The sequence below is a fragment of the Pseudomonas sp. M20 genome, from assembly GCF_045037865.1.
GTDB lineage: Bacteria > Pseudomonadota > Gammaproteobacteria > Pseudomonadales > Pseudomonadaceae > Aquipseudomonas.
On sequence record NZ_CP173611.1, the window covers coordinates 2677857 to 2704125 of the forward strand.

A 26269-nucleotide genomic window follows, 5' to 3' on the forward strand; every position below is an offset into this window, starting at 1 on the left:
TGCTTACTCCAGCAGTTGCTGCAGGCTCGGGTCACGAATGACTTTCTGCAATGGCTGCGGCGTGGCGTTGTTGGTGGAATTGAGCATTTTCAGTTTCATGTCCGACGCTTTGCTGCACGCGTTCTTGCCGTCGGCGTAGATGCCGCTCATGTTGCATTTCCACTTGAAGTAATTCACCAGACCGCCGGACAACTGCAGGCTGTAGTCAGTGCTTTGAGTGCCCGGCGTAAAAGCATGGCCGGCCGGAATATTCTGGAACCACTTCATCCATTCAGGCGAACCCGGCTGCGGCGCATTGGCCTGGAACGTTGGATTCATGATCGCCACTTGCGGCGTTTCGGCGGTTGCATGGCAGCTCAGGCAGGAACTGTTGGGGTTATCCACCGGACCGTTGAGGCGACCGTTCCAGCCCAGATGGGTGGGTGGCAACTCCTGGGTCTTGGCGTTGATCGCGGTCTGTTGCAACACGGGATTGATCTTGGTCTGCGTTGGTTGCGGGTTGGTGAAGTCGTTGCCGGTTTCTTCCGGATCGTTGCCCCACATGATCCCAACCGGGACGAGGTTGTCCCAGCCCGGCTTGCCGGTTTTCGCGCCGTTGTACTGAAAGGTGCCGAAGATCCAGCCCGTGGCGCTCATGCGCTGATCGCGCACGGCGATGTCCATCTGAATCAATGCGACATCTTTGACCTTGCGATTGGCCGACGTGAACGTTTCGGTGACGTAGCCCTTCCACAACACCGGATTCACCAGGAACGGCACGGTGCTGCGATCGATATCGGCGAACAGGGCTTTGCAGACCACGGTGCCGTCGGGGAAGCTGTTGGGCGCCGATGTGTATTTCGGATCAGGGTTGTTCGGGTCTTTCCAGACCTCTCCGATGGTATACGCACCGATGTCGTTATAGATGCCCACCGCGTAAGTCTGGCCGGTGGCGGTCTGCGTGGCGGCGAGTTGCTTGACCTGGATCTGCGCCTCTTTGGTCAGGCCGTGAATTCCTTCGCGTCCCAGCGGGCCGTAGTGCTGCCACGGCATGTGATACCACTGACGTTTTTTATTGTTCTGCACGTACCAATCAGCCTCGACGTTGCCTTCGAGGCAATAGGTTTTGACTTCCTCCATGTACGCACGCCAAGTCTCAAAATTGTTATCTGGCTTGGTCGGTAGATTCTTGAAAAAACCGGGTAGCGGTACTTGCGGCGCGGTTGCCGGGTAACTCTGGCTCAACTCGAACAATGGGCCAGAGTATTGGCTGGAAGGTGGCTGATAGCCGAAGTCAGGATAGACGCCGGCGAAGGTTGACGCGCTGAACAGCGCGGTGGTGACGGCCAGTACAGCCAGTTTTCCTTGGGGCTGGTTCATCGATGATCTCCTTGATTGGGACAACGCCCGCAATGGCAGGGCCTCCATTATTTTTCTGGTATCAGGGTCCCGGTCGTTCGCCGGGATACGGTCACGGTGCATGGCATTTGGCGTGGTTCACCTCCCGGTTTTTACTGGACGAACGAATACAGTCGCTCTCGACCGAAAGGCCTGGCGATCAACAGCGAGGGAAGTGAATGCGAGGGACGCAGGAATTACACGAGGGGGGCTGGTTACCGACTCCTGTCGATCAGGCTACTGCTCTTCCTTGGTAATTAGGTGTAGGTGATTTCCAAAAAGACGCCACTATTTTCAGATCATTTTATAGGTAAAAGGCCACTACGCTTTTCGGCGAGCAACAAAAAACCCGCCGAAGCGGGTTTTTTGTTGAAACGACTAACGATCAGTCGTCGCGGCTCATGATGCCGAAGATCTGCAACAAGCTGATGAACAGGTTGTAGATCGATACATACAGGCTGATGGTCGCCATGATGTAGTTGCGCTCACCGCCGTGGATGATGGCGCTGGTCTGGAACAGGATGCACACCGACGAGAACAGCACGAAACCTGCGCTGATCGCCAGTTGCAGACCGCTGACCTGGAAGAAGAAGCTCGCCAGCGTTGCACCCAGCAACACGAAGAAACCAGCGGTGATGAAACCACCGAGGAAGCTCATGTCCTTACGGGTGATCAGCACGTAGGCCGACAGACCACCGAACACCAGCGCGGTCATCGCGAACGCCGAGCTGACCACTTCAGCGCCGCCCTGCATACCCAGGTAACGGTTGAGGATCGGGCCGAGCAGGAAACCCATGAAACCGGTCAGCGCAAAAGCGGACACCAGGCCCCACGCGGAATCACGGAGTTTGTTGGTGAGGAAGAACAGCCCGTAGAAGCCGATCAGCACCACGAAAATGTTCGGGTAGCCAACACGCATCTGCTGGGCAACGAAAGCCATGACGCCGCTGAATGCGAGGGTCAGAGCCAGTAGGCCGTAAGTGTTGCGCAGGACGCGGCTAACCTCTAGCTGCTCAGCCTGCACGCTGTTATTAACTGCGTAATCCTGTTCGCGCATGGCGACACTCCTGTTGGTTTGAAACGTTCAGTCGCAAAGATCATAACAGACGCTCTGTAACAAGCCATGCAGAGAGTTTGACAGTGTGTTTCATTCAGGTATTATGGCGCCCGCAACGCAACGGAGGTGTGGCCGAGTGGTTTAAGGCAACGGTCTTGAAAACCGTCGACTGTAACAGGTCCATGAGTTCGAATCCCATCGCCTCCGCCATCTTAAGTACGACAAAGCCCTGATTATTCAGGGCTTTGTCGTTTCTGGGGTTTGAGATTTCTGCCGCGCTGATTGAAAAACTACAAAACTTTCTGACCTTCTCTGCCGTCCTGCCGACCGTCACCAATCCAAAATCCTGCATCTCGTCGAAGTGCTGTAGCCAGATCGCTACCTCGGCAAGCTGCACGCGTTACTGCATCAGCAAGATGTTGAAGCCGCCGGTTACGCTGACATTTAATCAAAAGCCTCATCGAACCAACCTCCCTGCTTCGACCTAGCGATTGCAGCTTTTCTAGCTACGCTTGCCGACAAGAGTCTGGCGAAAGTACGCCTACTGCTTATCAGTCAAGGGAGCCAACATCCATGGATAGCATGCAGGGCGTTTATCCATCAGCAACCGTTCTGGTGGTCGACGATACCCCCGACAACCTGATGCTGATCGCCGAGTTACTCAAGGACAAATACCGGGTCAAGGCCGCCAACAGCGGTGAAAAAGCCTTGCGCCTTCTGCAGGCCGACCCGCTCCCCGATCTGATTCTGCTGGACATCATGATGCCGGGCCTGTCTGGTTACGACGTTGCCGAACGGCTCCAGCATGACGCCCGCCTCGCTCACATACCGATCATTTTCCTGACCTCCATGACGGCCACAGAGGACGAGATTCGCGGCTTGAGCCTCGGCGCTGCCGACTACATCACCAAGCCGATCATTCCTCCGGTGCTCATGGCCAGGGTCGAGACTCAGGTCAAGCTCAAGGCCGTCGCCGACTTTCTGCGCAATCAAAACGATTTTCTGGAACAGGAAGTGCAACGCCGTACCCGCGAGGTGATTGCCATCCAGGATGTCACCATCCACGCCATGGCCTCACTGGCCGAAACCCGCGACAACGAAACCGGCAACCACATTCGCCGCACCCAGCACTACATAAAATTGCTGGCCGAACGGCTGCGCGAGCACCCGCGCTTCCGTCACTTCCTCGACGAGGAAACCATCAAGCTGCTATTCAAATCGGCACCGCTGCACGATATCGGCAAGATCGGCATTCCTGATCGCATCCTGCTCAAGCCCGGACGTCTCACTCCGGAAGAGTTCGAGATCATGAAGACCCACACGACCTTGGGACGCGACGCCATCCAGCACGCCGAGGACCAGTTGGGAATCGACGTCGACTTCCTTCGCCTGGCCAAGGAAATCGCCTACGGCCATCAAGAAAAGTGGGATGGCAGTGGCTATCCGCAAGGGCTGGCCACCGACGATATTCCGATCAGCGCGCGTTTGATGGCTGTGGCGGATGTCTACGATGCGCTGATCAGCCGCCGCGTATACAAGCCCGGCATGCCCCATGAGCAAGCAGTAGAAATAATCCGCGAAGGCCGAGGCAAACATTTTGACCCGGACATCTGCGATGCATTTCTGGCCAATGCCGAGCAGTTCCAGAACATTGCCGTGCAGTTCGCCGACAGTGACCAGGACGTGGCCAGACAACTGGCCTTGCTTGAACAGATCGCTGAACAACCCTGAACCCTGTGTAGCACTCTGCCCCCCTGTTGAACGAGGCCCTTTATGAACAGACTGTTCGAGATGCTCGAGCGCCTGTCCCTGCGCAGTAAATTGATCATCGGCTTCGCCGCGTTGCTGATATTGGTTCTGATACTGGGGGTGCAAAGCCTGCGTGCCCAGTATTCGCTCAGGAACGAAATGCAGCAGTTGTACCAGCAGGATCTGGTGGGTATCCAGCATGTGCAGGAAGTCCGGGTGCAGTTGCCGCATCTTTTGCTGGCCATGCAACGTGCGATCTCGACCAACAACGCGGACATCCGCATCAGCGCCAGAGCGCAGATGAATGTTGCCCAGGAACGACTCCACGAAGCCCTGGAACAGGTGCGCCCGACGCTGCGGCGACAGAGCAGTCTCAGCAGTCTGCTGGAATTCGAAATGCTCTTGCGGCGTCTGCAAAAAGACGGCGATGACGCCTTGGAATTCGCCGGCAAGGGCTCGCTGGGTCAAGCCTGGATGTTGCTCAACAGTAAGGATTTTCTCGCGCTGGAACAGGGCAGCGACGGGCTGCTCACGCAGATAGAGAACAACAAGCAAGCCGACATCCACGATACGGCGAAGAATCTGGCCGAATATGCGCAGCGCAGTACCACGATCACGTATGTGTTGCTGCTGGGCGGGTCGACGCTGGCGTTGCTGTTGACCTGGCTAGTCAGTTATTCCATTCGCGTGCCGCTCAATCGTGTCCGCGTGGCGGTGGACGAATTGGCGTCCGGCAAGCTGGACGGGCAAATCCCCCACACCGACCTTCGCAACGAAACCGGTGACCTCGCCCGTGCCATCGCCAAGTTGCAGGTGGAGGCTTGTCAGCTTGAGCGCCAGCGCTGGGTTAAAAACCACACTTCACTACTGCAAGTGGCTCTGCAACAGGCGGAAACGCCGCAGCAGTTGGCCCAGGCTTTTTTTAGCCAAATCGCGCCGCAACTGGGCATGTGCCAAGGGGCGCTTTACGTCCTCTATGAAGGCGCCTCGCGCCTTCGACTGGTTGGCGGTTACGCGGTGGACAATGAGCATCCTCTGCCCGTTGAACTTGAGCTCGGTGACGGCTTGCTTGGCCAGTGCGCACTGGATCGTCAACCTCGCCACCTGCAGAATCTGCCCGAAGCGTTTTGGCATGTACGCACGCAGTTGGGCGCAGCCCCCGCCAGCGTCCTGATGGTTCAACCCGTGCTGCGTGGCGAACGCCTGCTCGGGGTGGTGGAAATGGCCGGTTTTCGCCAACTGGAAGAGAACGAAGCGCTGCTCTTGCAAGAAGTGCTGCCCAGGCTGGCCGGTGCCATGGCCATCATGGAACGCAGTGAAGCAGCCCAGGCGCTGCTGCTGGAGACTCGCCGTCAGGCGGACGAAATGGGCGCGCAGACCTTGCAACTGGAACATCAGGCCAGCGAACTGGAGGCCCAGCAGGCAGCATTGCGCGCCACCGAGGCCTGGTATCGCGGCATCATCGAGGCCGCACCGGACGGTATGCTGGTGCTGGGGGCTGACGGTCGCATTCTGATGACCAACCCGCAAATGGACAGCCTGTTTGGCTATGCACCCGGCGAGTTGATTGGCGCCAGCATCGAGCGTCTGGTGCCGCAGGCTGCGCGCGAGCGCCATGTCAAATTGCGCGACGGGTTCATTGCCAGCGGCGGCACCCGGCAGATGGGTGGCGACCTGGAGGATCTGAGCGGCGTGCGCAAAGACGGCAGCCTGTTCTCCGTGGAAATTGGCCTGTCCCACCTGCCCCGCCTGGAGGGTCGTGGCGTCTGCGTCTGTGCCTCGGTGCGGGACGTGAGTGAGCGCCGGGCGATGGAGGCCAGACTGCGGACTGCCAGCGATCGTCTGAACCTGGCGCAAGAGGCCGGCGACATCGGCCTGTTCGACGTTGATCTGGTCAGCGGCACAAACTATTGGACGCCCCAGCTCGAAACCCTGTTTGGTCTTGAACCAGGCGCCTTCGGCGGAACGCTGCAGCACTGGCAGGCGCTGGTGCATCCCGAGGATGTGGCGCGGGTCCGCAGCACCTTCGAGAGCGCCGTGCAGAGTGGCGATGATCGCGTCGAATTCGACTTTCGCATCGTGCGCAAAAATGACGGGCAGATACGCACATTCCGCTCGCTCAACCGTTTCTCACGCACGTTGGACGGCCAGCCATTGCGCGCAACCGGCATCAACATCGACGTGACGGCGCTGGCAGAAGCAAGAGCAGCTGCCGAAGACGCCACTCAGGCAAAGAGCGAGTTCCTTGCCAACATGAGCCATGAGATCCGCACGCCGATGAACGCCATCATCGGCATGAGCCACCTGGCGCTGCGCACCCATCTGGATAATCGCCAGCGCAACTACATAGAAAAGGTGCACCGCTCGGCGGAGAACCTGCTGGGAATCATCAACGACATCCTCGATTTTTCCAAGATCGAGGCCGGCAGGATGAGCCTCGAACAGGCACCTTTCCGCCTCGAGGACGTGCTCGACAGCTTTGCCGCCATGATTGGCCTGAAGACCGAAGACAAGGGTCTGGAGTTGTTGTTCCAGATCCCGCCCGACCTGCCCACGGCCCTGCTCGGCGATCCCCTGCGCCTGGGGCAAGTGCTGATCAATCTGGGCAACAACGCGGCCAAATTCACCGAACACGGTGACATCGTGGTCGGCGTGGAAGAAGTGGGTACACACAACGAACACGTGCAACTGCACTTCTGGGTGCGCGACACGGGCATTGGCATGACCGTCGAGCAGTGTTCACGCCTGTTCCAGTCGTTCAGTCAGGCAGACAGTTCGATCACTCGCAAGTACGGCGGCACCGGGCTCGGCTTGTCCATTTCGAAGAAACTGGTGGAGCTGATGGCCGGCCGAATCTGGGTGGAAAGCCAACCGGGGGCCGGCTCGACATTCCATTTCCAGGTGCAGCTCGGCGTGCAGCAAGGCGCGCAACCGCGCCGTATGTTCAAAGCCGGCGAGCTACTGGGGATGCGGGTACTGGTCGTGGATGACAATGCCAGTGCGCGTGAAATTCTCTCGGGCATGGCGCGCAGCTTTGGCCTGGAAGTGGATGTCGCGCAGAGCGGTAGTCTGGCCCTGCGCATGTTGGCCGACGCCGAGCACAAGGCACTGCCTTACCATCTGGTCTTGATGGACTGGCGGATGCCCGGCATGGATGGCATGGAAGCCGTGAGCAAAATGCATTCCGCCAGCCTGATGCGCACGCCATCGGTGATCATGATCACCGCATTTGGACGCGAAGAAGCCCGCGAAGAAGCCGAGCGCCAAGGCATCCAGTTGCCGGTGGTACTGACCAAACCCGTCACACCGTCCTCGCTGCTCGAAGCCATCGGCGTGGTGCTGGGCAGAGAACCACAGGGTGAAACGCGAACGGGCGAACGCTCCCTGCACAATGCCAACACCGTCGCCAGCCTCAATGGCGCGCGGCTGCTTCTGGTCGAAGACAACGATCTCAATCAGGAACTGGCCAGCGAGCTGCTGGAGAGCGTCGGAATACGCCTGCGACTCGCCACACACGGTCAGGAGGCCCTGGACATCCTCGCCGAGGATGGCGACTTCGATGGCGTGTTGATGGATTGCCAGATGCCGGTGATGGATGGCTACACGGCAACCCGAAAAATTCGCCAGCAACCGCGCTTCAGCACTTTGCCGGTGATCGCCATGACCGCCAACGCAATGGACGGTGACCGCGAGCGCGCCCTCGAATGCGGCATGAACGACCATATCTCCAAGCCACTCAACGTCGAAACCATGTTCGCCACCCTGGCAAAATGGATCAAGCCACGTGCCGCTCAAGCATCGCTGAACGCAGGATTCGCCGATGGTTTGCCCGAGCAGCTTGAGGGCATCGATCTGGCAGCGGGTCTCGCCACCTGCATGGGGCGGCGAGATCTCTACCTACGCCTGCTTTGCAAATTTCGCGACACCCAGACAGGCTTTATCGAGCAGTTCCACACCGCACGGATCGATCCGGATGCTGGCGCCGCTGAACGACTGGCGCACAGCTTGCGCGGCACCGCCGGCAACATCGGCGCCAGGGCCTTGGCGCAAGCGTGCGGTTTGCTGGAACAGGCCTGCCATGACGGCGAGCCGGCTACGGTGCTCCAAGGGCTGGCGATGCAGGTCGAATATTGCCTGCACCCGATTCTGGCGGCTCTGGCCGACCTCAAGACAGACACACCGGCCAGCACAGGTGACGACCTGCTGAACGACTCGGCAATCAACGAGCAACTGAACAGACTCGTGGGTCTTTTGGACGAAGGTGACACGGCGGCTTTGGACGCGCTTGCGGGACTGCGCAACATGCGACTTGATCGGGCGTTAGAAGAACGTCTGGCACGGGTCGCGGTACAGGTGGAACGGTTCGATTTTGATCGGGCTTTGAAACTTTTGCAGGATGGGTGATTTGAGGAAGGACTGTAGCTGAGCTTTTTTGGTCGGAAGCGGACGTCCGTGAGGGGCCACTATCGGCCAAGACCGGACGTTGAAACACCACGAAAATACATGGAGTATAGAATTCAGTTTGCTTTGGATACTTGGGACGATGGTCTAGGGATTGAGCTACTGAGAAGATTCCGAATGTTCTCGCTGGAGTGTCTAGATGTGAATCTGAAAACGAATATGGAAGCCTTGTACCCGGTTTCCATTCTTGGTAAGAGTGATACCGCCGTACTCACTGCAATGGTGGGCAACACGGTCGCAGCCCAAGGCGGACGATCATGCGAATCCTCACGTACAAACGAACTCACATAGGCGACCCCGACAGAAATGGTCGATTTGGCATTCACGACTGTATGGGGAAGGTGCGGAACTGGGACTTTGATGCGGTAATTGGTATTGGAGGAATCGGTGACGAACCTCAGAGCCACGGAATTGCAGGGCGCGTTACGTGGGTAGGTCGACATCCGAAAAAACAGCTAAATCCGTCTGGCTCAGGACTGCTCGTTACCTTTGAGTCGTTTATCCTTCTGGATAGAAAAGGCCCACTGGTTTGGGACATTGCCCCCCACCTTGCTCGGAGGATGTACGAAGGCCGAGTCCGTACACTCCTTGTCGGCTATTCAGTTGACGAACAAGCCGATGCCGAGTACGTCCTGGAAGAACTCCTTAGATCTCCCATGCCGCTCCAAGGGTTAAAGGCAACCGACTATATCGATTTAATTGAAGGGAAAACTAACTGTTCCAAATTTAGCTGTGGACCACGGCGGCAATTATCAGCTAAAAATTCATGAGCGAGAAAATAGCCGCAGCACGGTTGACGTATTACTTTTTGCTGCAGCAGGTGCGCCAAAAATTATGGTCCGACTGCAACGCTTAATGTGGGGATGCGTAAATGATTTTAAGCACAATCACACTCTTCATCGGCGCCCCCATAGAAGAAGAGTCTGAACGAGTAGTTCTTCGAAATCTCTTGGCAATACTGGAGGGGCGTGCCGTTCCTGCTACGGTGCTAGTGACATGAACAGAGTGCAATTACCATTTTTCAAGCTATGAACCGATGCACAAATCTGATTTATAAACTTTCTTTGATAGAGATCCGGGATGACTTTTAAGAGAAAAAAACCAACCTTAAGCTTTGCCGGGCTTGGCATTCCCTTGCTCACTATTGCTGCAAGCTTAGGGGGCGTATACATGGGACAGAGAATGATTGCTGTGGGTGAAAGCAACAAAATTATCAGGGAGAAACTCGCCATGGCCTATAATATGAATTTGGAGGTATCTGACTTGGCGTTAGCGGTAAACATGTCTGCAACTGAAGTCACCACTCCTGCCAACGTTGGATTTAACGGCGGCACTTACAATAAAGCGCTCAACGCCTATAGAGCCAAACTGACTGAAATCAAGACAATTAACGAGTTGTATGTCGATGAAATTACACAATCCGTAACAGCGCTTTCCCGGTGCTCAGAGGCTTTCATCAATTATGCGGCGAACCATATGCTCCTGGAGGCCAGAGATGCAGGTATACCGATCACTCACGCCCTTATGTCGTATCGAGACCCAAGTAAAAAACTTGAGCGAAATGAGTCGTTAGATACCACCGCTCATACGAGAGTTAAATGTGAATTCGTGGGTGATCAGCTAAACGAAAACATAGCCAAAGTAATGAAGAAATACATATAAAGCATGCTCAACTCCTTTTCTACATTTGCAAGATGGGTGATTTGAGTAAGGCGGTCGCCGCAGAACCTTTCTGCATCTGAGCTTTTTTTGGCCGGTATCGGCCGCTCACGAACGACCGCTTTCGGCAAAAAAAGCGGACGTTTTGAGTAGAGAAATTAAACCATCTCCCTTTATCGTTCTTTATCCCTCTTTACGCCTAAAATATTAAGTACGCTTGTTTTGCTTCTGCTTCACTTTCGCCTTTTTGCTTGTTTCTGGCTGTGGATATTCAATGTGGAGAAAAAACTCAGATTGACCCATTAGTTCATATAGGTATTCTTGCTGATCCCTATTCTTAAATACGTCTGCCGAATGTTGGTCCTTACGATATTGAATCTCTTCAGCCAAAATAGAGCACAACTCCGAAAGATCTTCGAAGCTTCCTGCCACAGAGAAACCCGTGCTTAAAGCTGGGTAAAGGGTTAAGGCTTCATTGTCGGGCAAAAAAACCACTACACCGCATATCAATTCGTGATTACTCTTTCCGCCATGCCCGGCCCAATTGTGTCGAAGATCCATAAATTTCGCGTGATTTTTTTGCTGAAACTCTGACATCCTCTTTAATATTTGAGTTTCTTGTAGTTGGGCAATTCTTCCCTCGGCCGAGGTGAAGCACTTTCCGTACAGGGTAATTGCGGAAAGATATAGGCTACTGCAAATCAATTGGTTTGGGTCATCGAATTTAAATTCTCTAACCGGTAGATCTTTTTGCAGCTTTTCGTTGACTATTTTGCTACCGAGCTCTGTATAAGCCTGGATTTTGTACACGTCGTTGAGCATTGCTTGATATCCTGCCGTCAATCTCGCAGGGTGAGAATCGATCTTTGCTATTTTGCATAATATGTCATTATGATATATTTTTAGAACCTGGCCACCATCAACCAAGTCAGAGCCAATTCTAATTCCATTATCCTTGAGTGACTTATTGATATCTTCCATAGCAATTCCGAATATTTAGAAAATTACAAAAAAATAGACTGATTTATTTTCTGGAAATAAATCAGCCCACTTTTTATTGTATCACGCGACTACACTAGAACTCAGACTTCAAACTCACGGGCGGCCTCAGGATCAACTTTGTATCGATCACAGAGAGTGACGTACTGAACTATAGTTTCGACCAACCCTTGTAGTCTTAGCATATTCCCCTCAGTTGTTTGCCTAGAGTAGCCTAGTGCTTCTGACTCACGAAGAACGTCCCTGGACAACTCTTGCCTTATGCTACTCAGGAGAAGCTCTCCGCAATTAAAAACTTCTCGAAAGTCGTATAGCGTATCTAGCCTGCCCTCCGTCAGCATTCGAACAAGATAACCGTACTCGCGCACAACCTGCCTATTTATATTCAACCCACCAAACCCATCAAACTTCATTTCATGTTTTACTATGAACTCCTTGATCTCTTTTGGAAGAGGGTTCGGCTTGGCGTTGCGGAAAACACTGAGAACTCTTTTTAGCATGATTTCTTTGCCTTGCTTTGAGTAATCTTATATAAATCCTGGCTGGCAAAAGCCAACTCCTTTTGCTTCGACGCATGGCTTATTCAAACCCTATTTCGAAACTTGGCTCCGCAGACTGTAGTTATTATTCAAGAGTCTTACATTATTGTCGGCCTCGCACCTGAAAACTTTAAATAGGTATGCGAAGAGCCGTGCGGGCCTTTTGGTTCAAGCGTTAGAATCCACTTTGGAGCGGAAGTGGTGACGAATGAATGGCAGCCCAATTCACACAACAACCCTTATGTAACCCAAAAACACGCCGATACCGTCGAGCAGCACGGAAGCACCGCAGCAGCACTGACTCCCTAGAAGGAAGGAACCCGATCAATGTTGGAATACCTCTGGCGCAGCATTCATTCCCCGGACTACTTGCCCAACGTACTGGAGTGGATGCTCCATATTCTCCTCAGCCCGTTCATGGTGATCATGTGCCTGATGGTCGGCGCGCTGGCCGGTAAATGGTGGCGGGCACTGCCCTACGGGAGTCTGATTTGTTATGTGGTCTTTCTGAGCCGGTCCTCTTTCTATCGGTGGGAAAGCATTTTCCCCTCAGCCGGCTTGCCTGCGCTGGCGATAGATGGCGCGCTGTTGGCGCTCCTTGGTTTTTATTTGAAAGGAGTACTCAGAACCCGCGCAGACGCAAAACCCGAAGGCCATTGGCTGCGCAGGCTTTATCAAGGCCTTAAGGTCTTTCTGCTGACGGTCATGGTGATGTTCTGGGGATTGGTCGTGCTGTTTGTCGTGGTCTTCACTGTCTCGGTCGCGACCCAACCGTCAGTGGCCCATTGATCAGCCTTCTGCTTGATCAGACAAATCGGGACTCCGGATCGCCGGAAACAGCGCTCGTATGAGCTGCCGACTCAACAAGATGAACTTCAGTGGCGTTGCGACCCGCCAGCCAGGCAAGTACAGACGCGGCGACCAGCACCGCAGCACTGAGCTCGAATGTGGCTTTGTATCCGCTCAGGTCAAAAGCCAGACCGCCAATGATTGCGCCTCCGGCGATCGCCAGTTGCACAATGGCGACGAGCAAACCGCCTCCGGCTTCCGCATCATCCGGCAGCGTCTGCGCCAGCCATGTCCACCAGCCGACCGGCGCGGCCGTGGCTACCAATCCCCAGAGTCCGAGCAACATGGCGGTCAGCACCGCTGATTTGCCGAAGCTGACCAACGCCAGCGCGATGGCCGCCATGATCAGCGGGATGACGGTCAACGTGCGGTACAGGCCACGGCCCATAAACCTTTCGATCAGAAAGGTGCCGATAAAACCGGCCAGTCCCAGCCCCAGCAGCATCAAGGACAAGGTTGAGACACTGACGCCCGTTACGCCTTCAAGAAAGGGCCGCAGGTAGGTGAACAGCATGAACTGGCCCATGAAAAAAACGCTGACGGCGACCATGCCCAAGGCCACTGGCAATTGCTTCATCAGCCGCAAAACGTTGCCGCTGCCTGCCTGACGCTCCGCCTTGAAGGACGGCATACTCATCAGCAGCCACACGGCGGCCAGCACTGCGACCGGAACCACGCAAAAGAATGCCCCGCGCCAGCCGATCAGCGAGCCGAGAAAGCTCCCCGCCGGAGCGGCGATGACCGTCGCCAGGGCGTTACCGCCATTGACGATGGCCAGCGCTCGCGAAACCTGTTCAGGCTGCACCAGACGCATTGCAGTCGCCGCCGACAATGACCAGAAACCGCCGATCGCGATCCCGATCAGCGCACGTCCGAACATGAATGACGGGTAGCCTGGCGCGACCGCGACGACCGTACCAGAGACGATCATCAGCAAGGTCAGGCCCAGCAGCAGCTTCTTGCGTTCGACGCGAGCAGCGACCGAGGCAATCAACAGGCTGGTGATCAAGGCAAAGGCACCGGACACGGAAATCCCCTGCCCGGCCTGGCCTTCAGTGATGTGCAGGTCTGCGGCGATCGGCGTCAGCAGGCTGACCGGCATGAATTCTGAAGCTACCAAAGCGAATGCGGCCAACGACATGGCCAGCACAGCGCTCCAGCCGCCTGTTCTTTTAGAAGGATCTGTAGAAGGAATCGTCATGGGAACTACCTGTGGTGCGAAAACGTGTGGGTGTGATGCGCAGGGGCTCAGGCCTTTTTTCGCCTTTGCGGGCACTGCCCCTGTAACAGATAGACACATTCTCCCGGTCAATCCGGCCCTTCCCTAGCGCATTCCTCTTGAATGCTTGCCTGATCCTCTGAGGATGCAGGGTGATGGATAGGAAACGTCTCGCGCGCGGATTAGAGTTCGGTCAACAGGAGTGACCCGCCATGATCGATACCCCACTGCGTCAGGAATCACCGTTGGCGCTGAACATTGACCCGCGCGTGAGCGCACCGGGTGACTTCGCCACGGCCATCCCCGGCTTGTCGCTGTTTCGTCGCGACCAACCGGCGCCCCCGGCCGTGTGCATGATCGAACCGAGCCTGATTCTCGTCGGTCGCGGCGAAAAGCGCTTGTGGGTGGGTGGCGAGGGTTACAGCTATGACCCTTCGCGGTTTCTGGTGACCTCACTGGATCTACCCGCCAACTCCGAAGTGATGCTTGCCAGTCCCGAACAGCCCTGTGTCGGCCTCGTGCTGAAACTGGATGTGAGCATGCTCGCCGAAGTCATCACCAAGAGCGGCTTGCCGGCCAAGCGGCAGCCAGCAACGGGCACGGGCGCCGCGATTGGCAGCCTGTCGTCTGCGCTGGAGGGCGCGCTCGATCGGCTGCTGGCATTGCTCGATGAGCCCGAGGCCATCCCGGTGCTGGCGCCGCTGGTTCTGCGCGAAATCCACTATCGGTTGCTCCACACCGATCAAGGCACACGCCTGCGGCAGATCACTGCCGTCGATGGCCAGGGTTATCGCATTGCCAAGGCCATTGACTGGCTCAAGGTCAACTACACCGATGCCCTGCGCATCGACGATCTGGCCGCGCGGGTGCAGATGAGCGCGCCGACCTTTCACCATCATTTCCGCCAGCTCACTGGCATGAGTCCGCTGCAGTACCAGAAATGGCTGCGGCTCAACGAAGCGCGGCGGCTGATGCTGGTCGAGCGCCTCGACGTTTCGCGGGCGGCGTTTGCGGTCGGCTATGAAAGCCCTTCGCAGTTCAGCCGCGAATATGGCCGCCTGTTCGGCACCGCGCCGAGTCGAGACATTGCCCTGTTGCGCGGGCAGCCGTTCGATACAGAAGCGCTCGGCACAGTAGCGAATTGAACGAAAAACGCTGATGCGCCTCGCCGCGCGTCACCGAACATAACAATGCAAGTCAACCGATGATCAGCGGGTGAACCATGGAACTACGAATCAACCAGAAGACCTATCAGGTCGATGCCGACGCCGATACGCCCTTGCTGTGGGTGATCCGCGATGATCTGGGCATGACCGGGACCAAGTACGGCTGCGGCCTGGCGCAATGCGGCGCCTGTTCGGTGCTGGTAGACGGCAACGTGGTGCGCTCGTGCGTCACGCCGGTGGCCGGTGTGGTCGGCCGCGAGGTCACCACCATTGAGGCCATCGAAAGCGATGACGTGGGCAAACGGGTGGTCGCGACCTGGGTCGATCTGCAGGTCGCGCAGTGCGGCTATTGCCAGTCCGGGCAAGTGATGGCCGCCACCGCGCTGCTCAAACAAAACCCTAAACCGAGTGATGCGCAGATCGAAGCGGCGATGGTCAATCTGTGCCGCTGCGGCACTTACAACGCCATCCATGCCGCCGTGCATGAGCTGGCCGGCAAGGGAGACGCGTGATGAACGTTCGAATCGACCCTGCACTGCAAGCCTCAGCACTGGATCTGCACGAACCGATCAATGTTTCGCGCCGACGTTTTCTCACCGGTACCGCCGTCGGCGCCCTGGTTCTCGGCTTCGGCTTGCCGCTCGGTGCGACACGCGTGCAAGCTGCCGTTGCGGCGGCGACGGCCGAGCGCGGCACGCAGGTCCCGGCGTTTCTTGAGATTCGTCCGGACAACCGCGTGCGTCTGCTCTGCCCGTTCATGGAAGGCGGGCAAGGCACGTTCACCGCTATGGCGCAAATCGTCGGCGAAGAACTGGATGCCGATCCGTCGACCTTCCTGGTCGAAGCCGCACCGCCCGGCGAAGCCTATGTGGTGCTGGAAAACGGCATGCGCATCACCGGCGGCAGCATGTCGGTGCGCATGAGTTACCCGGTCATGCGCCGCCTCGGCGCCCTCGCCCGCGCCATGTTATTGCAGGCCGGTGCGCAGCAACTTGGCGTGCCGGTGAGCGAGTTGGGCACCGAGCCTGGCAAAGTCGTGCACGCCAAGTCGGGCCGCTCGCTGGCCTACGGTGAACTGGCTGAGCGGGCGATGGATCTGCCGGTTCCCGATCCTGCTTCGGTGCAACTGCGTGATCCGAGCCAGTTCCGCTGGATCGGCAAACCGGTGAAGCGCCTCGATGCTTACGACAAGTCCACCGGCAAGGCGCTGTACAGCATCGATCTGAAAGTCGACGACATGCTCCATGCTGCCGTGCAACATGCCCCGCGCTTGGGCATGACGGTCGGCAACCTGCGCAACGAAGAGCAGGTCAAGGCAATGAAAGGCGTGCATTCCGTGCATCGTCTACCGGGTGCCGTGGCGGTGGTCGCCGAGCGCTGGTGGCATGCCAAACGTGCCGTCGAGGCGATCCAGGTCGACTGGCAAGAGCCAACGGCCGAGAGCAAAGTGCGGCCGATGCCCGCCGACTTTTCCAGCGATGCCTGGTTCAAGCGCCTCGCTGAAGACAAAGGCCCGGCCAAAGATGATGAAAACCAAGGCGACGTGGCTTCGATCCTCAAGGATTCCAAGACCCGCATCGACGCCACTTACCACAACCAATACCTGAACCACGGTCAACTGGAACCGCCTTCGGCGCTGGCCCGATTCAACCCGGACGGTTCGCTGGAAGTCTGGTTGCCGAATCAGGCGCCGGACATGTTCCGTGCCGACATCGCCAAACGCACGGGCCTCGATCTTTCGCGCATCACCTTGCATTCGCCGCTGCTGGGCGGGTTCTTCGGTCGGCATTTCCTCTACGATTCGGCCAGTCCCTACCCTCAGGCGATTGCGCTGTCCAAGGCCGTTGGCCGTCCGGTCAAACTGATCTGGAGTCGCGAGGAAGAGTTCCTGCGTGACGTGCTCCGTCCCGTTGCTGCGGTGAACTTCCGTGCCGCGCTGGACAACGACGGCTGGCCGCTGGCAATCGAAGCGATCAGTGCCACCGAAGGCCCGACCGAAGCCCTCGCCGGCAAGCAAGGAGAAAAACTCGACCCCACGGCGCTTGAAGGGTTGTCGGGCAAAACCTATGCGATCCCCAACAAACGCATCGCGCAGATCTACGTCAAAGGCCCGGCGATGCTCGGTTACTGGCGTTCGGTGGGCAATTCGCTCAACGACTTCTTTTATGAATCGTTCCTCGATGAACTGGCCGATAAGGGTGGCAAAGACCCGTTCGACTTGCGCCTGCATCTGCTGCGTGACAACCAACGCCTGACCACTTTGCTGCAAGCGGTGGGTGAACTGTCCGGAGGCTGGAAGCGCGGGCCGTTTACCGCCGAAGACGGCAGCAAACGTGCGCGCGGCGTGGCCATGGCTTCGCCGTTCGGAACGGAGACAGCGGTGATCGCCGAGGTGTCCATCGAGAACGGCCAGGTCAAGGTGCACGACATCTGGCAGGCGATTGACCCGGGCAGCATCGTCAACCCGGCGATTGTCGAGGCGCAGGTCAATGGCGCTGTAGCGCTGGGGTTGTCGCAAACCCTGATGGAAGAAGCCGTGTGGATTGATGGCAAACCCCGGGCGCGCAACTACGACTTGTATCCGATTCTGCCGCCTGCGCGGATGGCGCGGGTCCATGTGCGAGTGGTCGAGAGTGGAGAAAAAATGGGCGGCATCGGTGAACCGCCGTTGCCAGCGGTCGCGCCCGCCGTCGCTAACGCGGTGGCAAGGCTAACCGGTCAGCGGGTGCGCAGCCTGCCCATGAGCCGACACACCTTCACTTGATCAGCGCCGGAGCGTCCATGAATAACAGCCGATTCGCAAGAACCGCTGGCTGGCTGGCAGTGCCGTGCCTGGTCGCGGCAGGCCTGCTGGCCTGGTATGTCACCCGCGAGCCTGTCTCGCGCCTGGAAAACCATCAGATCGCCGTGGCCGACATCGACCCGGCGCTGGTCGCCCGTGGCGAATACGTCGCCAGGCTCAGCGATTGCGTGGCCTGTCACAGCGTGCCAGGGGGCGCGCCATTCGCTGGCGGCCTGGAAATGGCCACGCCGCTGGGCTCGATCCATGCGACCAATATCACCCCGGACACGGAAACCGGCATTGGCCACTACAGCCTGGCGGACTTCGACCGAGCGGTGCGCCACGGCGTGGCACCCGACAGTCGCCGTTTGTACCCGGCGATGCCCTACCCGTCCTACGCCAAGCTCAGTGACGATGATGTGCGTGCGTTGTATGCGTTCTTCATGAAAGGCGTGGCGCCGGTCAAACAGGCGAACATCCCGAGTGCGATTCCGTTCCCGCTGAACCTGCGCTGGCCGATTGCACTGTGGAACGGTGTGTTTGTCGACGCCGAACCGTATGCGGCCAAACCGTCGCAGGATGAACAGTGGAACCGTGGTGCTTACCTTGTTCAGGGTGCCGGGCACTGCGGCAGTTGCCATACGCCGCGTGGCTTGGCGTTCAACGAGAAGGCACTGGATGAATCCGGTAAACCGTACCTCGCTGGCGCCCTGCTGGATGGCTGGTACGCGCCGAGCCTGCGTGATGACCACAACACTGGTCTGGGCCGCTGGAGCGAGCCGGAGATCGTGCAGTTCCTCAAGACCGGTCGCAACCAACACGCGGTGGTCTACGGCTCGATGACCGAAGCGTTCAACAACTCCACGCAGTTCATGAGCGATGACGATCTGAGCGCGATTGCGCACTATCTGAAGTCACTTCCCGGGGATCGCGAACGCGATGGCGCACCTTGGCAGTATCAAGCGGTGTCGGCAGCGCAACGTCTGGATTCGCCCGGTGCGCATACCTACGTGGCGCGCTGCGCTTCGTGCCATGGCCTGGACGGCAAGGGGCAACCTGAATGGATGCCGCCGCTGGCCGGCGCCACCTCGGCACTGGCCAAGGAAAGCGCCTCGGCGATCAACATCACCCTGAATGGTTCGCAGCGTGTCGTAGCCGCCGGTGTGCCGGACGCCTATCGCATGCCGGCCTTCCGTGAGCAGTTGTCGGATCAGCAGATCGCCGAAGTGCTGACCTTCATGCGCAGCACCTGGGGCAATCAGGCCAGTGCTGTCGATGCGCAGACGGTGAGCAAACTGCGTGAACATACTGATCCGGCCAGCAGCAGCCCGATCATTCTGCAGATGCGCTAAGAGGAGACACTGATGGAAAGCATCGACTTGCTGGTCCTGCGCACGGCGCGGGACTGGCTTGCCGCCGGCGAACGTGTGTTGCTCGCCACGGTGGCGCGCACCTGGGGTTCGTCACCACGGCCGACGGGGTCGATGATGGCTTTGCGTGACGACGGACGCGTGGTGGGCAGCGTGTCCGGCGGCTGCATCGAGGATGACCTGATCCATCGCTACACCACGGCCCATGGCGGCAGCGCTTTTAGTGACAGCGTACCGCAAGTCGTTCGATATGGCGTCAGCGCCGATGAAGCGCATCGCTTCGGCTTGCCGTGCGGTGGCACGCTGGAACTGATACTTGAGTTCAACCCGTCGTGGCAGTCACTCGATGAACTGCTGGTGCAGCTGGATACCGGGCAACTGGTTCGCCGTCGCTTGGTGTTGGAGTCCGGCCAGGTCACGCTCGAACCGACCGCGACGCCGGAACAATTCAGCTTCGATGGCGCGCAGATGCTCAACACCTTGGGACCGGGCTATCGGATGCTGATGATCGGGGCCGGCGCGCTGGCCGAGTATCTGGCGACCATGGCCTTGTTCAACGGTTTCAAAGTGGCGGTGTGCGATCCGCGTCCCGAGTACATCGAGACGTGGGCAGTAGACGGCGTGGAGCGCATCGTCGGTATGCCGGATGACGTGGTCCGCGACTTCGCGGTCGATCTGCGCACCTGCATCGTTGCCTTGAGTCATGACCCGAAACTCGACGATCTGGCCCTGCTCGAAGCGCTGCACAGCCCGGCGTTCTACATCGGCGCCATCGGCTCGCGGCGCAACAGCCAGCTGCGCCGCGAACGCCTGATCGAGCATTTTGGCGAGACCGAGGCGTCACTTCAGCGTCTGCACGGACCGATCGGCGTCTACATCGGCAGCAAGACGCCTGCAGAAATCGCCGTCAGCGTGATGGCCGAGATTCTTGCAGCCAAGAACGGTGCGAACTTGCCGAGTGAACTCAGCATCGCCCAGGCTAAACATGCCATCGACGCGGTGGCGATTGATTGAGCGAACGCGCCGACTCGAGTCGAGCCTTGAATCAATCAGTGATCCGCCACTCACGACAATCCATCGAACCAGCCCAGCACGCGCATGACCTTGGTGTAGGTTTTTTGATTGGCGAGGAGTGTCAACAGCACCAAAGCGCCGCCCAACACCGTGAAAAGCACGCCGCCGGTGCCATCGATGAACAGCAGAAACACGCCCAAGGTCGCGAATGCCGCCCCTAGCGCGCCCATCACCTGTCGGCTCTGCTTCTGCTCGGGATACTTGCCAAACATCGTCCTGATCTCATTCAGTCGTTGGTATCGATCACTCTAGAACAGGTGCACACGGCCCCTGATCGTTTTTGCGTCACGGAGGCGCACATCCGTCGCAGTAAAGCGTTTGCAGATGTGCTGCAATAGGCGTCGAAAAAGTCGCATGACGGGTTAACTGGCCTGATCCGTTAACCGTCACCAAAGGAGCCCTGAATGCCGAAAAAACCGCCGGTCAATAAAGAGGCCGCCACCGCAGCAGACATCGAACGCTCTATTCAGGCCTTGAACAAAATGGCCGAGCGTCTGTGGGGGGATGGGCGTGAAGCCGAGGCCAAATCGCTGCTCGATGCGCTTGATGCCTTGAACCGCGCACTCGACAGAATCCGTATCGGAGAAAGCCGCCGCGTTGTCACCCTGCATTGAATTGCGTATCGATCATCAGCCCTGCCAGCGTGGCAGGGCCCGATCTGCGCCTTAGGGTTTGAGTATCAGCACCGGCTCACCCTTCTTGACGATGTACGTCGCCAGCTCTGAGCCTTTGTCTTTTCCGACATTGCGGGCGATATGCGCTACGCCCTCAGGGATGAACAGCGAATCCCCGGCCTTCAATGTGACCGGCGCCCTGCCCTCCAGTTGATATTCGAACGTGCCGCTGATCACATAGGCGACTTCCACACCCGGATGGGCGTGTCGGGGCGAGGTCACGCCCGGCTCGAAATCAACCCGTGCCTGAATCACTTCGCGCTCGGCCGCGCCGAGATCCTCGCGGACCAGATCGGTGCGGCTCAGCCCTTGCTGCCAGCTCTTGGGTTGAGCGTCAGCCGCGTGTGCGAAGCCGATCATCGAAGCGAAGATTGCTGCGGTAGCCAGAAACAGTGGACGGTGCATGGCGGTGCCTCTCAAAGGTCATGTTGGGGTGACCTCTACTGTGGGCGCGGCATGTAGAAGGGATGTGTCGCAAATCCTCGTTTTGTTGTTTAGGTGTGTCCTTGCACGGGATTGATACACGCTTATACAAATGCCTCGCTGGAGGAGCATTGCGCCAACAGCCATGTCCTGAACGCCACGATCTTGCGGGTATCGGCGGTTTCATGGGGCGTCACCAGGTAGAACCCCAAGTCGTCCTTCAATCGCAGATTAAACGGGGCGACCAGCCGGCCCGCACGCAGATCATCGTCGACATACGTCGAACGCCCGATGCACACCCCCTGCCCGTCCACCGCCGCTTGCACGGCCATCATTGCCAGATCGAAGGTCAGGCGCGGACGCTCGGCGAATTGCGCAGGCTCACCGGCGGCGCTCAGCCAGTTGTTCCAGTCGCCGGCGGTCATGCCGCTGACTTGCAGCAACGCGTGCTCAAGCAAATCGGCCGGTGTGCTCAGGCTTTTCGACGCGCCGAGCAACGCCGGACTGCACACCGGAAAAATCTCATCGGACATCAGGAAATCGGCGCGCAGCCCTTTCCAGTCGCCACGCCCGTAACGAATCGCGGCATCGATGCCGCCCCGGCGAAAATCCATCAATTCAGTGGACGCGCTAATGCGCACATCGATCGCAGGAAACACCTGCTGAAATGCCGGCAATCGCGGCAACAACCATTTGGAGGCGACCGACACCAAAGTATTGATGGTCAACACACTGTGATAGTGCGACTCCAGTAACGCCTGCGTCGAAAAGCGCAACTCGTGGAAGGCCGCACGAATGCCGGGTAAGTAAGTCTGGCCGTGCTCAGTCAGCGTCAGCCCATCCTTCAGCCGCAGAAACAGACTCACGCCCAATTCTTCTTCCAGACGACGGATCTGATGGCTGATGGCGGTTTGCGTGACGTTCAGTTCTTCGGCAGCCTTGGTGAAACTCATGTGCCGAGCGGCACACTCAAACGCTTTCAAGCCATTGAGCGAAGGGAGTCTGGCGACCATGACGAGTTCGGTACTCATGAGATTTTGTCATACGCTAACACTGCAAATGACCTTTGCGAAGGCCTGCCCCGCCGATGGATGCTGACACTTCCTCATTCACTGGAAGTGCCATGAAACTGTATTTTGCCCCCATGACCTGCTCGCTGGCGCCACACATTGTGTTGCGCGAAACGGGCCTGCCTTTCGAGCTGATTCGCGTCAACAACCAGAGCAAGCGCACGGCCGATGGACAAGACTTTCGCGACATCAACCCCAAGGGCTACGTCGCTGCATTGCTCCTGGATAACGGCGAAGTGCTGACAGAAGGCCCGGCGATTTTGCAGTTCCTCGCCGACCAGATCCCCGAAAGCGCACTGGCGCCGACACCCGGCAGTTGGGAACGGACACGCTTGCAGGAATACCTGAACTTCATCAGCACGGAAATTCACGGTGGCTGTGCGCCGCTGTTTGATGCACAGATTCCACAGGCTGCCAAAGCGATTTTTACGCAAAAACTGTTCAAACGCCTGGACTACCTGAACCGCAGGCTGGCGGATCAGGACTATTTACTGGGCACGTTCGGTGTCGCCGATGCCTACCTGTTCAGCGTGCTGACGTGGCTGCCCAGCTTCAGTATCGACCTGCAGGACTGGCCAGCGCTGGCCGCTCACTCCCGCCGTATCGCCGCCCGCCCCAGCGTCCTTGCGGCCATGGCGGCTGAAGCGGCGACGCCGCCTGTTTGATCGCCCTCTACGCTTTCACTGCGGTGGCGGCTGATCATTTGTCCGTTGGCCGTGAATCTGTAAACTGGCGCGATTTACTCGCTCAAACAAGGGATCCGCATGGCTAACCAAGACATCACTTTTACCCCCGATCCGGACGCAGACTCGATTTCCTCGGACGTCACCACGTTCAACGGGATCATGATGTCCACGCAGATCCCGACCCGCGCCGATGGCAGCCTGGAACTGGGCGATATCACCCTGCAAAGCGAGTGCACCCTGCAAGCACTGAAGGTTGCGCTGGAACGTGCCGGCAGTTCGATGGACCGGGTGATGCACCTGACTATTTACCTGACCGACATGGCTGATCGCGCGGCATTCAACGAGGTTTACAAGCGCTACTTCGCCAAGCCATGGCCGGTGCGTGCGGCGGTGGGTGTGGCGTCGCTGGCGGTTGAAGGCATGCGTGTGGAAGTGACTGCGATGGCCGCCAAGGCCTGACCCACCACCCCAGCCCCTGTAGGAGCTGTCGAGTGAAACGAGGCTGCGATCTTTTGATCTGAGCTTCAAGATCAAAGATCGCAGCGTGCCGCAGTTCCTACTGGTCCGGAGTGGAAGATCAAAGTCGCCTGTGCCATCGGGCAGCACGGGCGTGCCGGGCGCGCGTTTCACGGGTAGAATGCGCGCCTAACCGTGACAGCCTGACTAAAAAAACTATGTCCTTGCCCAAGCATCATCTGGAATTGCTCAGCCCTGCCCGCGATGTCGCTATCGCCCGTGAGGCGATCCTCCACGGCGCTGATGCCGTGTACATCGGCGGCCCAAGCTTCGGCGCGCGCCACAACGCCTGCAACGAAGTTGGTGAAATCGCCGAACTGGTGGAATTTGCCCGCAAGTATCACGCGCGCATTTTCACCACCATCAACACCATCCTGCACGACAACGAACTGGAGCCGGCGCGCAAGCTGATCCATCAGTTGTACGACGCCGGGGTCGACGCGCTGATCGTTCAGGATCTGGGCGTGATGGAGCTGGACATTCCGCCGATCGAGCTGCACGCCTCGACGCAGACCGACATCCGCACCCTGGAGCGAGCGAAGTTCCTCGATCAGGCCGGTTTCTCGCAGCTTGTTCTGGCCCGTGAGCTGAACCTGCAGGAAATCCGCGCGATCGCCGATGAAACCGACGCCGCCATCGAGTTCTTCATCCATGGCGCGTTGTGCGTGGCCTTCTCCGGCCAGTGCAACATTTCCCACGCGCAAACCGGGCGCAGCGCCAACCGTGGCGATTGCTCGCAGGCCTGCCGCTTGCCGTACACCCTCAAAGATGAAAAGGGTGGCGTGATCGCCTACGAAAAACACCTGCTGTCGATGAAAGACAACAACCAGAGCGCCAACATCCGCGCCTTGGTTGAAGCCGGTGTGCGTTCGTTCAAAATCGAAGGTCGCTACAAGGACATGGGCTATGTGAAGAACATCACCGCCTACTACCGTCAGCGCCTCGACGACGTACTCGAAGATCGCCCGGACCTGGCCCGCGCCTCCAGCGGCCGCACCGCGCACTTCTTCCTGCCCGATCCGGAAAAGACCTTCCACCGTGGCAGCACCGACTACTTCGTCACCGATCGCAAGATCGACATCGGCGCTTTCGACTCGCCGACCTTCACCGGCCTGCCAGTCGGCACCGTCGAGAAAGTCGGCAAACGCGACATGCAGGTCATCACCCACGAGCCGCTATCCAACGGCGACGGCTTGAACGTGTTGGTCAAGCGCGAAGTGGTCGGTTTCCGCGCCAACATCGCCGAAGCCAAAGGCGAGTTCGAAGAAGACGGCGAGAAGCGCTACCGCTATCGCGTCGAGCCGAACGAAATGCCCGAAGGCCTGTACAAGCTGCGCCCGAACCACCCGTTGAATCGCAACCTCGACCACAACTGGCAACAGGCGCTGCAAAAGACCTCGTCCGAGCGTCGCGTGGCCCTGAGCTGGGTCGCACGCCTGCGTGAAGAGCAACTGGAAGTCACCGCCACCAGCGAAGAAGGCATCAGCGCCAGCGTTACCCTCAACGGCCCGTTCGGTGTGGCCAACAAGCCTGAGCAAGCGCTGGAACAGTTGCGCGACCTGCTCGGCCAACTCGGCACCACGCAGTACCACGCCACCGACATCAAACTGGATGCGCCACAGGCGTTCTTCATCCCTAACTCGCAGCTCAAAGCCCTGCGCCGTGAAGTGATCGAGAACCTGACCACCGCCCGTGTCGCTGCGCACCCGCGTGGAGGCCGTAAGGCTGAAACCAGTCCGCCGCCGGTGTACCCGGATTCGCACCTGACCTTCCTCGCCAACGTCTACAACCAGAAGGCGCGCGACTTCTACCACCGTCACGGCGTGAAGCTGATCGACGCCGCGTATGAAGCCCACGAAGAGCCGGGCGAAGTGCCGGTGATGATCACCAAGCACTGCCTGCGTTTCTCCTTCAACCTGTGCCCGAAACAGGCCAAAGGCGTGACCGGCGTGCGCACCAAGGTTGCACCAATGCAGTTGATCCACGGCGATGAAGTGCTGACGCTGAAGTTCGATTGCAAGCCGTGCGAAATGCACATCATCGGCAAGATGAAGGGCCACATCCTCAACCTGCCGCAACCGGGCAGCGTGGTCGGCCACATCAGCCCCGAAGACCTGATGAAAACCATTCCGCGCGCACCGCACTGAGTGGACGGCGTGCGCGGTGCTTCGGCGCCGCGCACGCCTGCTGTACCAAGCCTGGCCAAATCGCAGGCATAAAAAAACGCCAACTTCTTGCGAAGTTGGCGTTTTTTCGAATATGGCAGGGGCGGCTGGATTCGAACCAACGCATGGCAGGATCAAAACCTGCTGCCTTACCGCTTGGCGACGCCCCTACTGCTCTTTCCAGCTACTCCGTTAGTTTCGCTGTGAGAACGGGGCGCAATTTACCAAGGTTTTTTGGCTTTTGGAAGCGCGAAGTGAAATATTTTTTGTTTTAAAACAGCGACTTATTATTTTGGCCTGAATCAGGTCCAGGGTGAGTCGGTTTCGCGCCGTGTATCACACTGTGTACGAACCCCACCGCGACACATCGACTTTCAACTAAGCCGTTCTTCGACACAGGCCAGATACGTCCCAACGCTCAAATGCACTCAAGG

General features: G+C 58.1%; 21 protein-coding genes and 2 tRNA genes. 14 read left to right on the forward strand and 9 right to left on the reverse strand.

The genetic code is table 11. The annotated features are described in order from the left end of the window. Window positions 1–3 precede the first annotated feature (3 nt). On the reverse strand, window positions 4–1359 hold the full coding sequence (locus ACI514_RS11950; protein ID WP_405123880.1) for a hypothetical protein: 1356 nt from the start codon (window positions 1357–1359) through the stop codon (window positions 4–6). Between the two features lie 403 nt (window positions 1360–1762). Further along, on the reverse strand, window positions 1763–2434 hold the full coding sequence (locus ACI514_RS11955; protein WP_007915443.1) for a Bax inhibitor-1/YccA family protein: 672 nt from the start codon (window positions 2432–2434) through the stop codon (window positions 1763–1765). Between the two features lie 122 nt (window positions 2435–2556). Between ACI514_RS11955 and ACI514_RS11960 the strand changes: the two genes are divergently transcribed. From ACI514_RS11960 to ACI514_RS11975, 4 genes are all read left to right on the forward strand, one after another. Beyond that, window positions 2557–2644: transfer RNA gene (locus tag ACI514_RS11960), tRNA-Ser, on the forward strand. A gap of 363 nt (window positions 2645–3007) precedes the next feature. Beyond that, window positions 3008–4165, forward strand: a complete 1158-nt coding sequence (locus tag ACI514_RS11965; RefSeq protein ID WP_405123881.1) for an HD-GYP domain-containing protein — start codon at window positions 3008–3010, stop codon at window positions 4163–4165. Window positions 4166–4207: 42 nt separating this feature from the next. Next, the gene (locus tag ACI514_RS11970; protein WP_405123882.1) at window positions 4208–8587 is read left to right on the forward strand and encodes a response regulator; all 4380 of its coding nucleotides are present in this window, start codon (window positions 4208–4210) and stop codon (window positions 8585–8587) included. A gap of 1137 nt (window positions 8588–9724) precedes the next feature. Then, window positions 9725–10306 carry a hypothetical protein gene (locus tag ACI514_RS11975; protein ID WP_405123883.1) on the forward strand — a complete coding sequence of 194 codons (582 nt, stop codon included), beginning with the start codon at window positions 9725–9727 and terminating at the stop codon, window positions 10304–10306. A 204-nt stretch (window positions 10307–10510) separates the two neighbouring features. Here ACI514_RS11975 and ACI514_RS11980 read toward each other — a convergent pair whose 3' ends face one another. After that, complete coding sequence (locus ACI514_RS11980) at window positions 10511–11284, reverse strand: hypothetical protein (RefSeq protein ID WP_405123884.1); 774 nt, start codon at window positions 11282–11284, stop codon at window positions 10511–10513. 101 nt (window positions 11285–11385) lie between these two features. Beyond that, window positions 11386–11802: a hypothetical protein gene (locus ACI514_RS11985; protein ID WP_405123885.1), complete on the reverse strand. Its 417-nt coding sequence runs from the start codon at window positions 11800–11802 to the stop codon at window positions 11386–11388. Between the two features lie 366 nt (window positions 11803–12168). On the opposite strand from ACI514_RS11985, the gene ACI514_RS11990 reads away from it, so the two are divergent. Then, the gene (locus tag ACI514_RS11990; protein ID WP_405123886.1) at window positions 12169–12630 is read left to right on the forward strand and encodes a hypothetical protein; all 462 of its coding nucleotides are present in this window, start codon (window positions 12169–12171) and stop codon (window positions 12628–12630) included. Between the two features lie 16 nt (window positions 12631–12646). On the opposite strand, the gene ACI514_RS11995 is transcribed toward ACI514_RS11990, so the two are convergent. Next, window positions 12647–13891: an MFS transporter gene (locus tag ACI514_RS11995; RefSeq protein WP_405123887.1), complete on the reverse strand. Its 1245-nt coding sequence runs from the start codon at window positions 13889–13891 to the stop codon at window positions 12647–12649. A 230-nt stretch (window positions 13892–14121) separates the two neighbouring features. On the opposite strand from ACI514_RS11995, the gene ACI514_RS12000 reads away from it, so the two are divergent. The 5 genes from ACI514_RS12000 (at window position 14122) to ACI514_RS12020 (ending at window position 20241) form a co-directional block, all read left to right on the forward strand. Beyond that, entirely contained in the window at window positions 14122–15054 is a 933-nt protein-coding gene (locus tag ACI514_RS12000; protein ID WP_405123888.1) for an AraC family transcriptional regulator N-terminal domain-containing protein, read from the forward strand. Window positions 15055–15131: 77 nt separating this feature from the next. Then, the gene (locus ACI514_RS12005) at window positions 15132–15587 is read left to right on the forward strand and encodes a (2Fe-2S)-binding protein (protein WP_007915396.1); all 456 of its coding nucleotides are present in this window, start codon (window positions 15132–15134) and stop codon (window positions 15585–15587) included. Beyond that, window positions 15587–17839: a molybdopterin cofactor-binding domain-containing protein gene (locus ACI514_RS12010; protein WP_405123889.1), complete on the forward strand. Its 2253-nt coding sequence runs from the start codon at window positions 15587–15589 to the stop codon at window positions 17837–17839. The genes ACI514_RS12005 and ACI514_RS12010 overlap by 1 nt, the downstream gene beginning before the upstream one ends. Before the next feature lie 17 nt (window positions 17840–17856). Continuing rightward, on the forward strand, window positions 17857–19209 hold the full coding sequence (locus ACI514_RS12015; RefSeq protein ID WP_160057660.1) for a cytochrome c: 1353 nt from the start codon (window positions 17857–17859) through the stop codon (window positions 19207–19209). A 12-nt stretch (window positions 19210–19221) separates the two neighbouring features. Then, on the forward strand, window positions 19222–20241 hold the full coding sequence (locus ACI514_RS12020; RefSeq protein ID WP_405123890.1) for an XdhC family protein: 1020 nt from the start codon (window positions 19222–19224) through the stop codon (window positions 20239–20241). A 50-nt stretch (window positions 20242–20291) separates the two neighbouring features. On the opposite strand, the gene ACI514_RS12025 is transcribed toward ACI514_RS12020, so the two are convergent. Beyond that, on the reverse strand, window positions 20292–20513 hold the full coding sequence (locus tag ACI514_RS12025) for a hypothetical protein (RefSeq protein WP_160057658.1): 222 nt from the start codon (window positions 20511–20513) through the stop codon (window positions 20292–20294). Between the two features lie 192 nt (window positions 20514–20705). On the opposite strand from ACI514_RS12025, the gene ACI514_RS12030 reads away from it, so the two are divergent. Then, a complete protein-coding gene (locus ACI514_RS12030) occupies window positions 20706–20915 on the forward strand; it encodes a hypothetical protein (RefSeq protein ID WP_405123891.1) in 210 nt (69 codons plus the stop codon). Window positions 20916–20966: 51 nt separating this feature from the next. Here ACI514_RS12030 and ACI514_RS12035 read toward each other — a convergent pair whose 3' ends face one another. Continuing rightward, complete coding sequence (locus ACI514_RS12035) at window positions 20967–21380, reverse strand: cupin domain-containing protein (protein WP_405123892.1); 414 nt, start codon at window positions 21378–21380, stop codon at window positions 20967–20969. 122 nt (window positions 21381–21502) lie between these two features. After that, on the reverse strand, window positions 21503–22411 hold the full coding sequence (locus ACI514_RS12040) for a transcriptional regulator GcvA (protein ID WP_174244507.1): 909 nt from the start codon (window positions 22409–22411) through the stop codon (window positions 21503–21505). Between the two features lie 110 nt (window positions 22412–22521). On the opposite strand from ACI514_RS12040, the gene gstA reads away from it, so the two are divergent. The 3 genes from gstA to ACI514_RS12055 all read left to right on the forward strand — a co-directional run bounded on the left by gstA (window position 22522) and on the right by ACI514_RS12055 (window position 25817). Beyond that, window positions 22522–23133 (forward strand): glutathione transferase GstA, encoded by a 612-nt coding sequence (gene gstA / locus ACI514_RS12045; protein ID WP_160057654.1) that lies wholly within the window; start codon window positions 22522–22524, stop codon window positions 23131–23133. 99 nt (window positions 23134–23232) lie between these two features. Continuing rightward, entirely contained in the window at window positions 23233–23613 is a 381-nt protein-coding gene (locus tag ACI514_RS12050) for a RidA family protein (RefSeq protein WP_007919637.1), read from the forward strand. Between the two features lie 215 nt (window positions 23614–23828). Then, a complete protein-coding gene (locus tag ACI514_RS12055) occupies window positions 23829–25817 on the forward strand; it encodes a U32 family peptidase (RefSeq protein ID WP_160057653.1) in 1989 nt (662 codons plus the stop codon). 113 nt (window positions 25818–25930) lie between these two features. Here ACI514_RS12055 and ACI514_RS12060 read toward each other — a convergent pair. Continuing rightward, a tRNA-Gln gene (locus tag ACI514_RS12060) sits at window positions 25931–26005 on the reverse strand. Window positions 26006–26269: the final 264 nt, after the last annotated feature.

What these genes read in the sequence shown, in the direction of transcription:
- ACI514_RS11950 (WP_405123880.1), bottom strand. Translation starts at nt 1,359, where the DNA reads ATGAACCAGCCCCAAGGAAAACTGGCTGTACTGGCCGTCACCACCGCG.
- ACI514_RS11955 (WP_007915443.1), bottom strand. Translation starts at nt 2,434, where the DNA reads ATGCGCGAACAGGATTACGCAGTTAATAACAGCGTGCAGGCTGAGCAG.
- ACI514_RS11965 (WP_405123881.1), top strand. Translation starts at nt 3,008, where the DNA reads ATGGATAGCATGCAGGGCGTTTATCCATCAGCAACCGTTCTGGTGGTC.
- ACI514_RS11970 (WP_405123882.1), top strand. Translation starts at nt 4,208, where the DNA reads ATGAACAGACTGTTCGAGATGCTCGAGCGCCTGTCCCTGCGCAGTAAA.
- ACI514_RS11975 (WP_405123883.1), top strand. Translation starts at nt 9,725, where the DNA reads ATGACTTTTAAGAGAAAAAAACCAACCTTAAGCTTTGCCGGGCTTGGC.
- ACI514_RS11980 (WP_405123884.1), bottom strand. Translation starts at nt 11,284, where the DNA reads ATGGAAGATATCAATAAGTCACTCAAGGATAATGGAATTAGAATTGGC.
- ACI514_RS11985 (WP_405123885.1), bottom strand. Translation starts at nt 11,802, where the DNA reads ATGCTAAAAAGAGTTCTCAGTGTTTTCCGCAACGCCAAGCCGAACCCT.
- ACI514_RS11990 (WP_405123886.1), top strand. Translation starts at nt 12,169, where the DNA reads ATGTTGGAATACCTCTGGCGCAGCATTCATTCCCCGGACTACTTGCCC.
- ACI514_RS11995 (WP_405123887.1), bottom strand. Translation starts at nt 13,891, where the DNA reads ATGACGATTCCTTCTACAGATCCTTCTAAAAGAACAGGCGGCTGGAGC.
- ACI514_RS12000 (WP_405123888.1), top strand. Translation starts at nt 14,122, where the DNA reads ATGATCGATACCCCACTGCGTCAGGAATCACCGTTGGCGCTGAACATT.
- ACI514_RS12005 (WP_007915396.1), top strand. Translation starts at nt 15,132, where the DNA reads ATGGAACTACGAATCAACCAGAAGACCTATCAGGTCGATGCCGACGCC.
- ACI514_RS12010 (WP_405123889.1), top strand. Translation starts at nt 15,587, where the DNA reads ATGAACGTTCGAATCGACCCTGCACTGCAAGCCTCAGCACTGGATCTG.
- ACI514_RS12015 (WP_160057660.1), top strand. Translation starts at nt 17,857, where the DNA reads ATGAATAACAGCCGATTCGCAAGAACCGCTGGCTGGCTGGCAGTGCCG.
- ACI514_RS12020 (WP_405123890.1), top strand. Translation starts at nt 19,222, where the DNA reads ATGGAAAGCATCGACTTGCTGGTCCTGCGCACGGCGCGGGACTGGCTT.
- ACI514_RS12025 (WP_160057658.1), bottom strand. Translation starts at nt 20,513, where the DNA reads ATGTTTGGCAAGTATCCCGAGCAGAAGCAGAGCCGACAGGTGATGGGC.
- ACI514_RS12030 (WP_405123891.1), top strand. Translation starts at nt 20,706, where the DNA reads ATGCCGAAAAAACCGCCGGTCAATAAAGAGGCCGCCACCGCAGCAGAC.
- ACI514_RS12035 (WP_405123892.1), bottom strand. Translation starts at nt 21,380, where the DNA reads ATGCACCGTCCACTGTTTCTGGCTACCGCAGCAATCTTCGCTTCGATG.
- ACI514_RS12040 (WP_174244507.1), bottom strand. Translation starts at nt 22,411, where the DNA reads ATGGTCGCCAGACTCCCTTCGCTCAATGGCTTGAAAGCGTTTGAGTGT.
- gstA (WP_160057654.1), top strand. Translation starts at nt 22,522, where the DNA reads ATGAAACTGTATTTTGCCCCCATGACCTGCTCGCTGGCGCCACACATT.
- ACI514_RS12050 (WP_007919637.1), top strand. Translation starts at nt 23,233, where the DNA reads ATGGCTAACCAAGACATCACTTTTACCCCCGATCCGGACGCAGACTCG.
- ACI514_RS12055 (WP_160057653.1), top strand. Translation starts at nt 23,829, where the DNA reads ATGTCCTTGCCCAAGCATCATCTGGAATTGCTCAGCCCTGCCCGCGAT.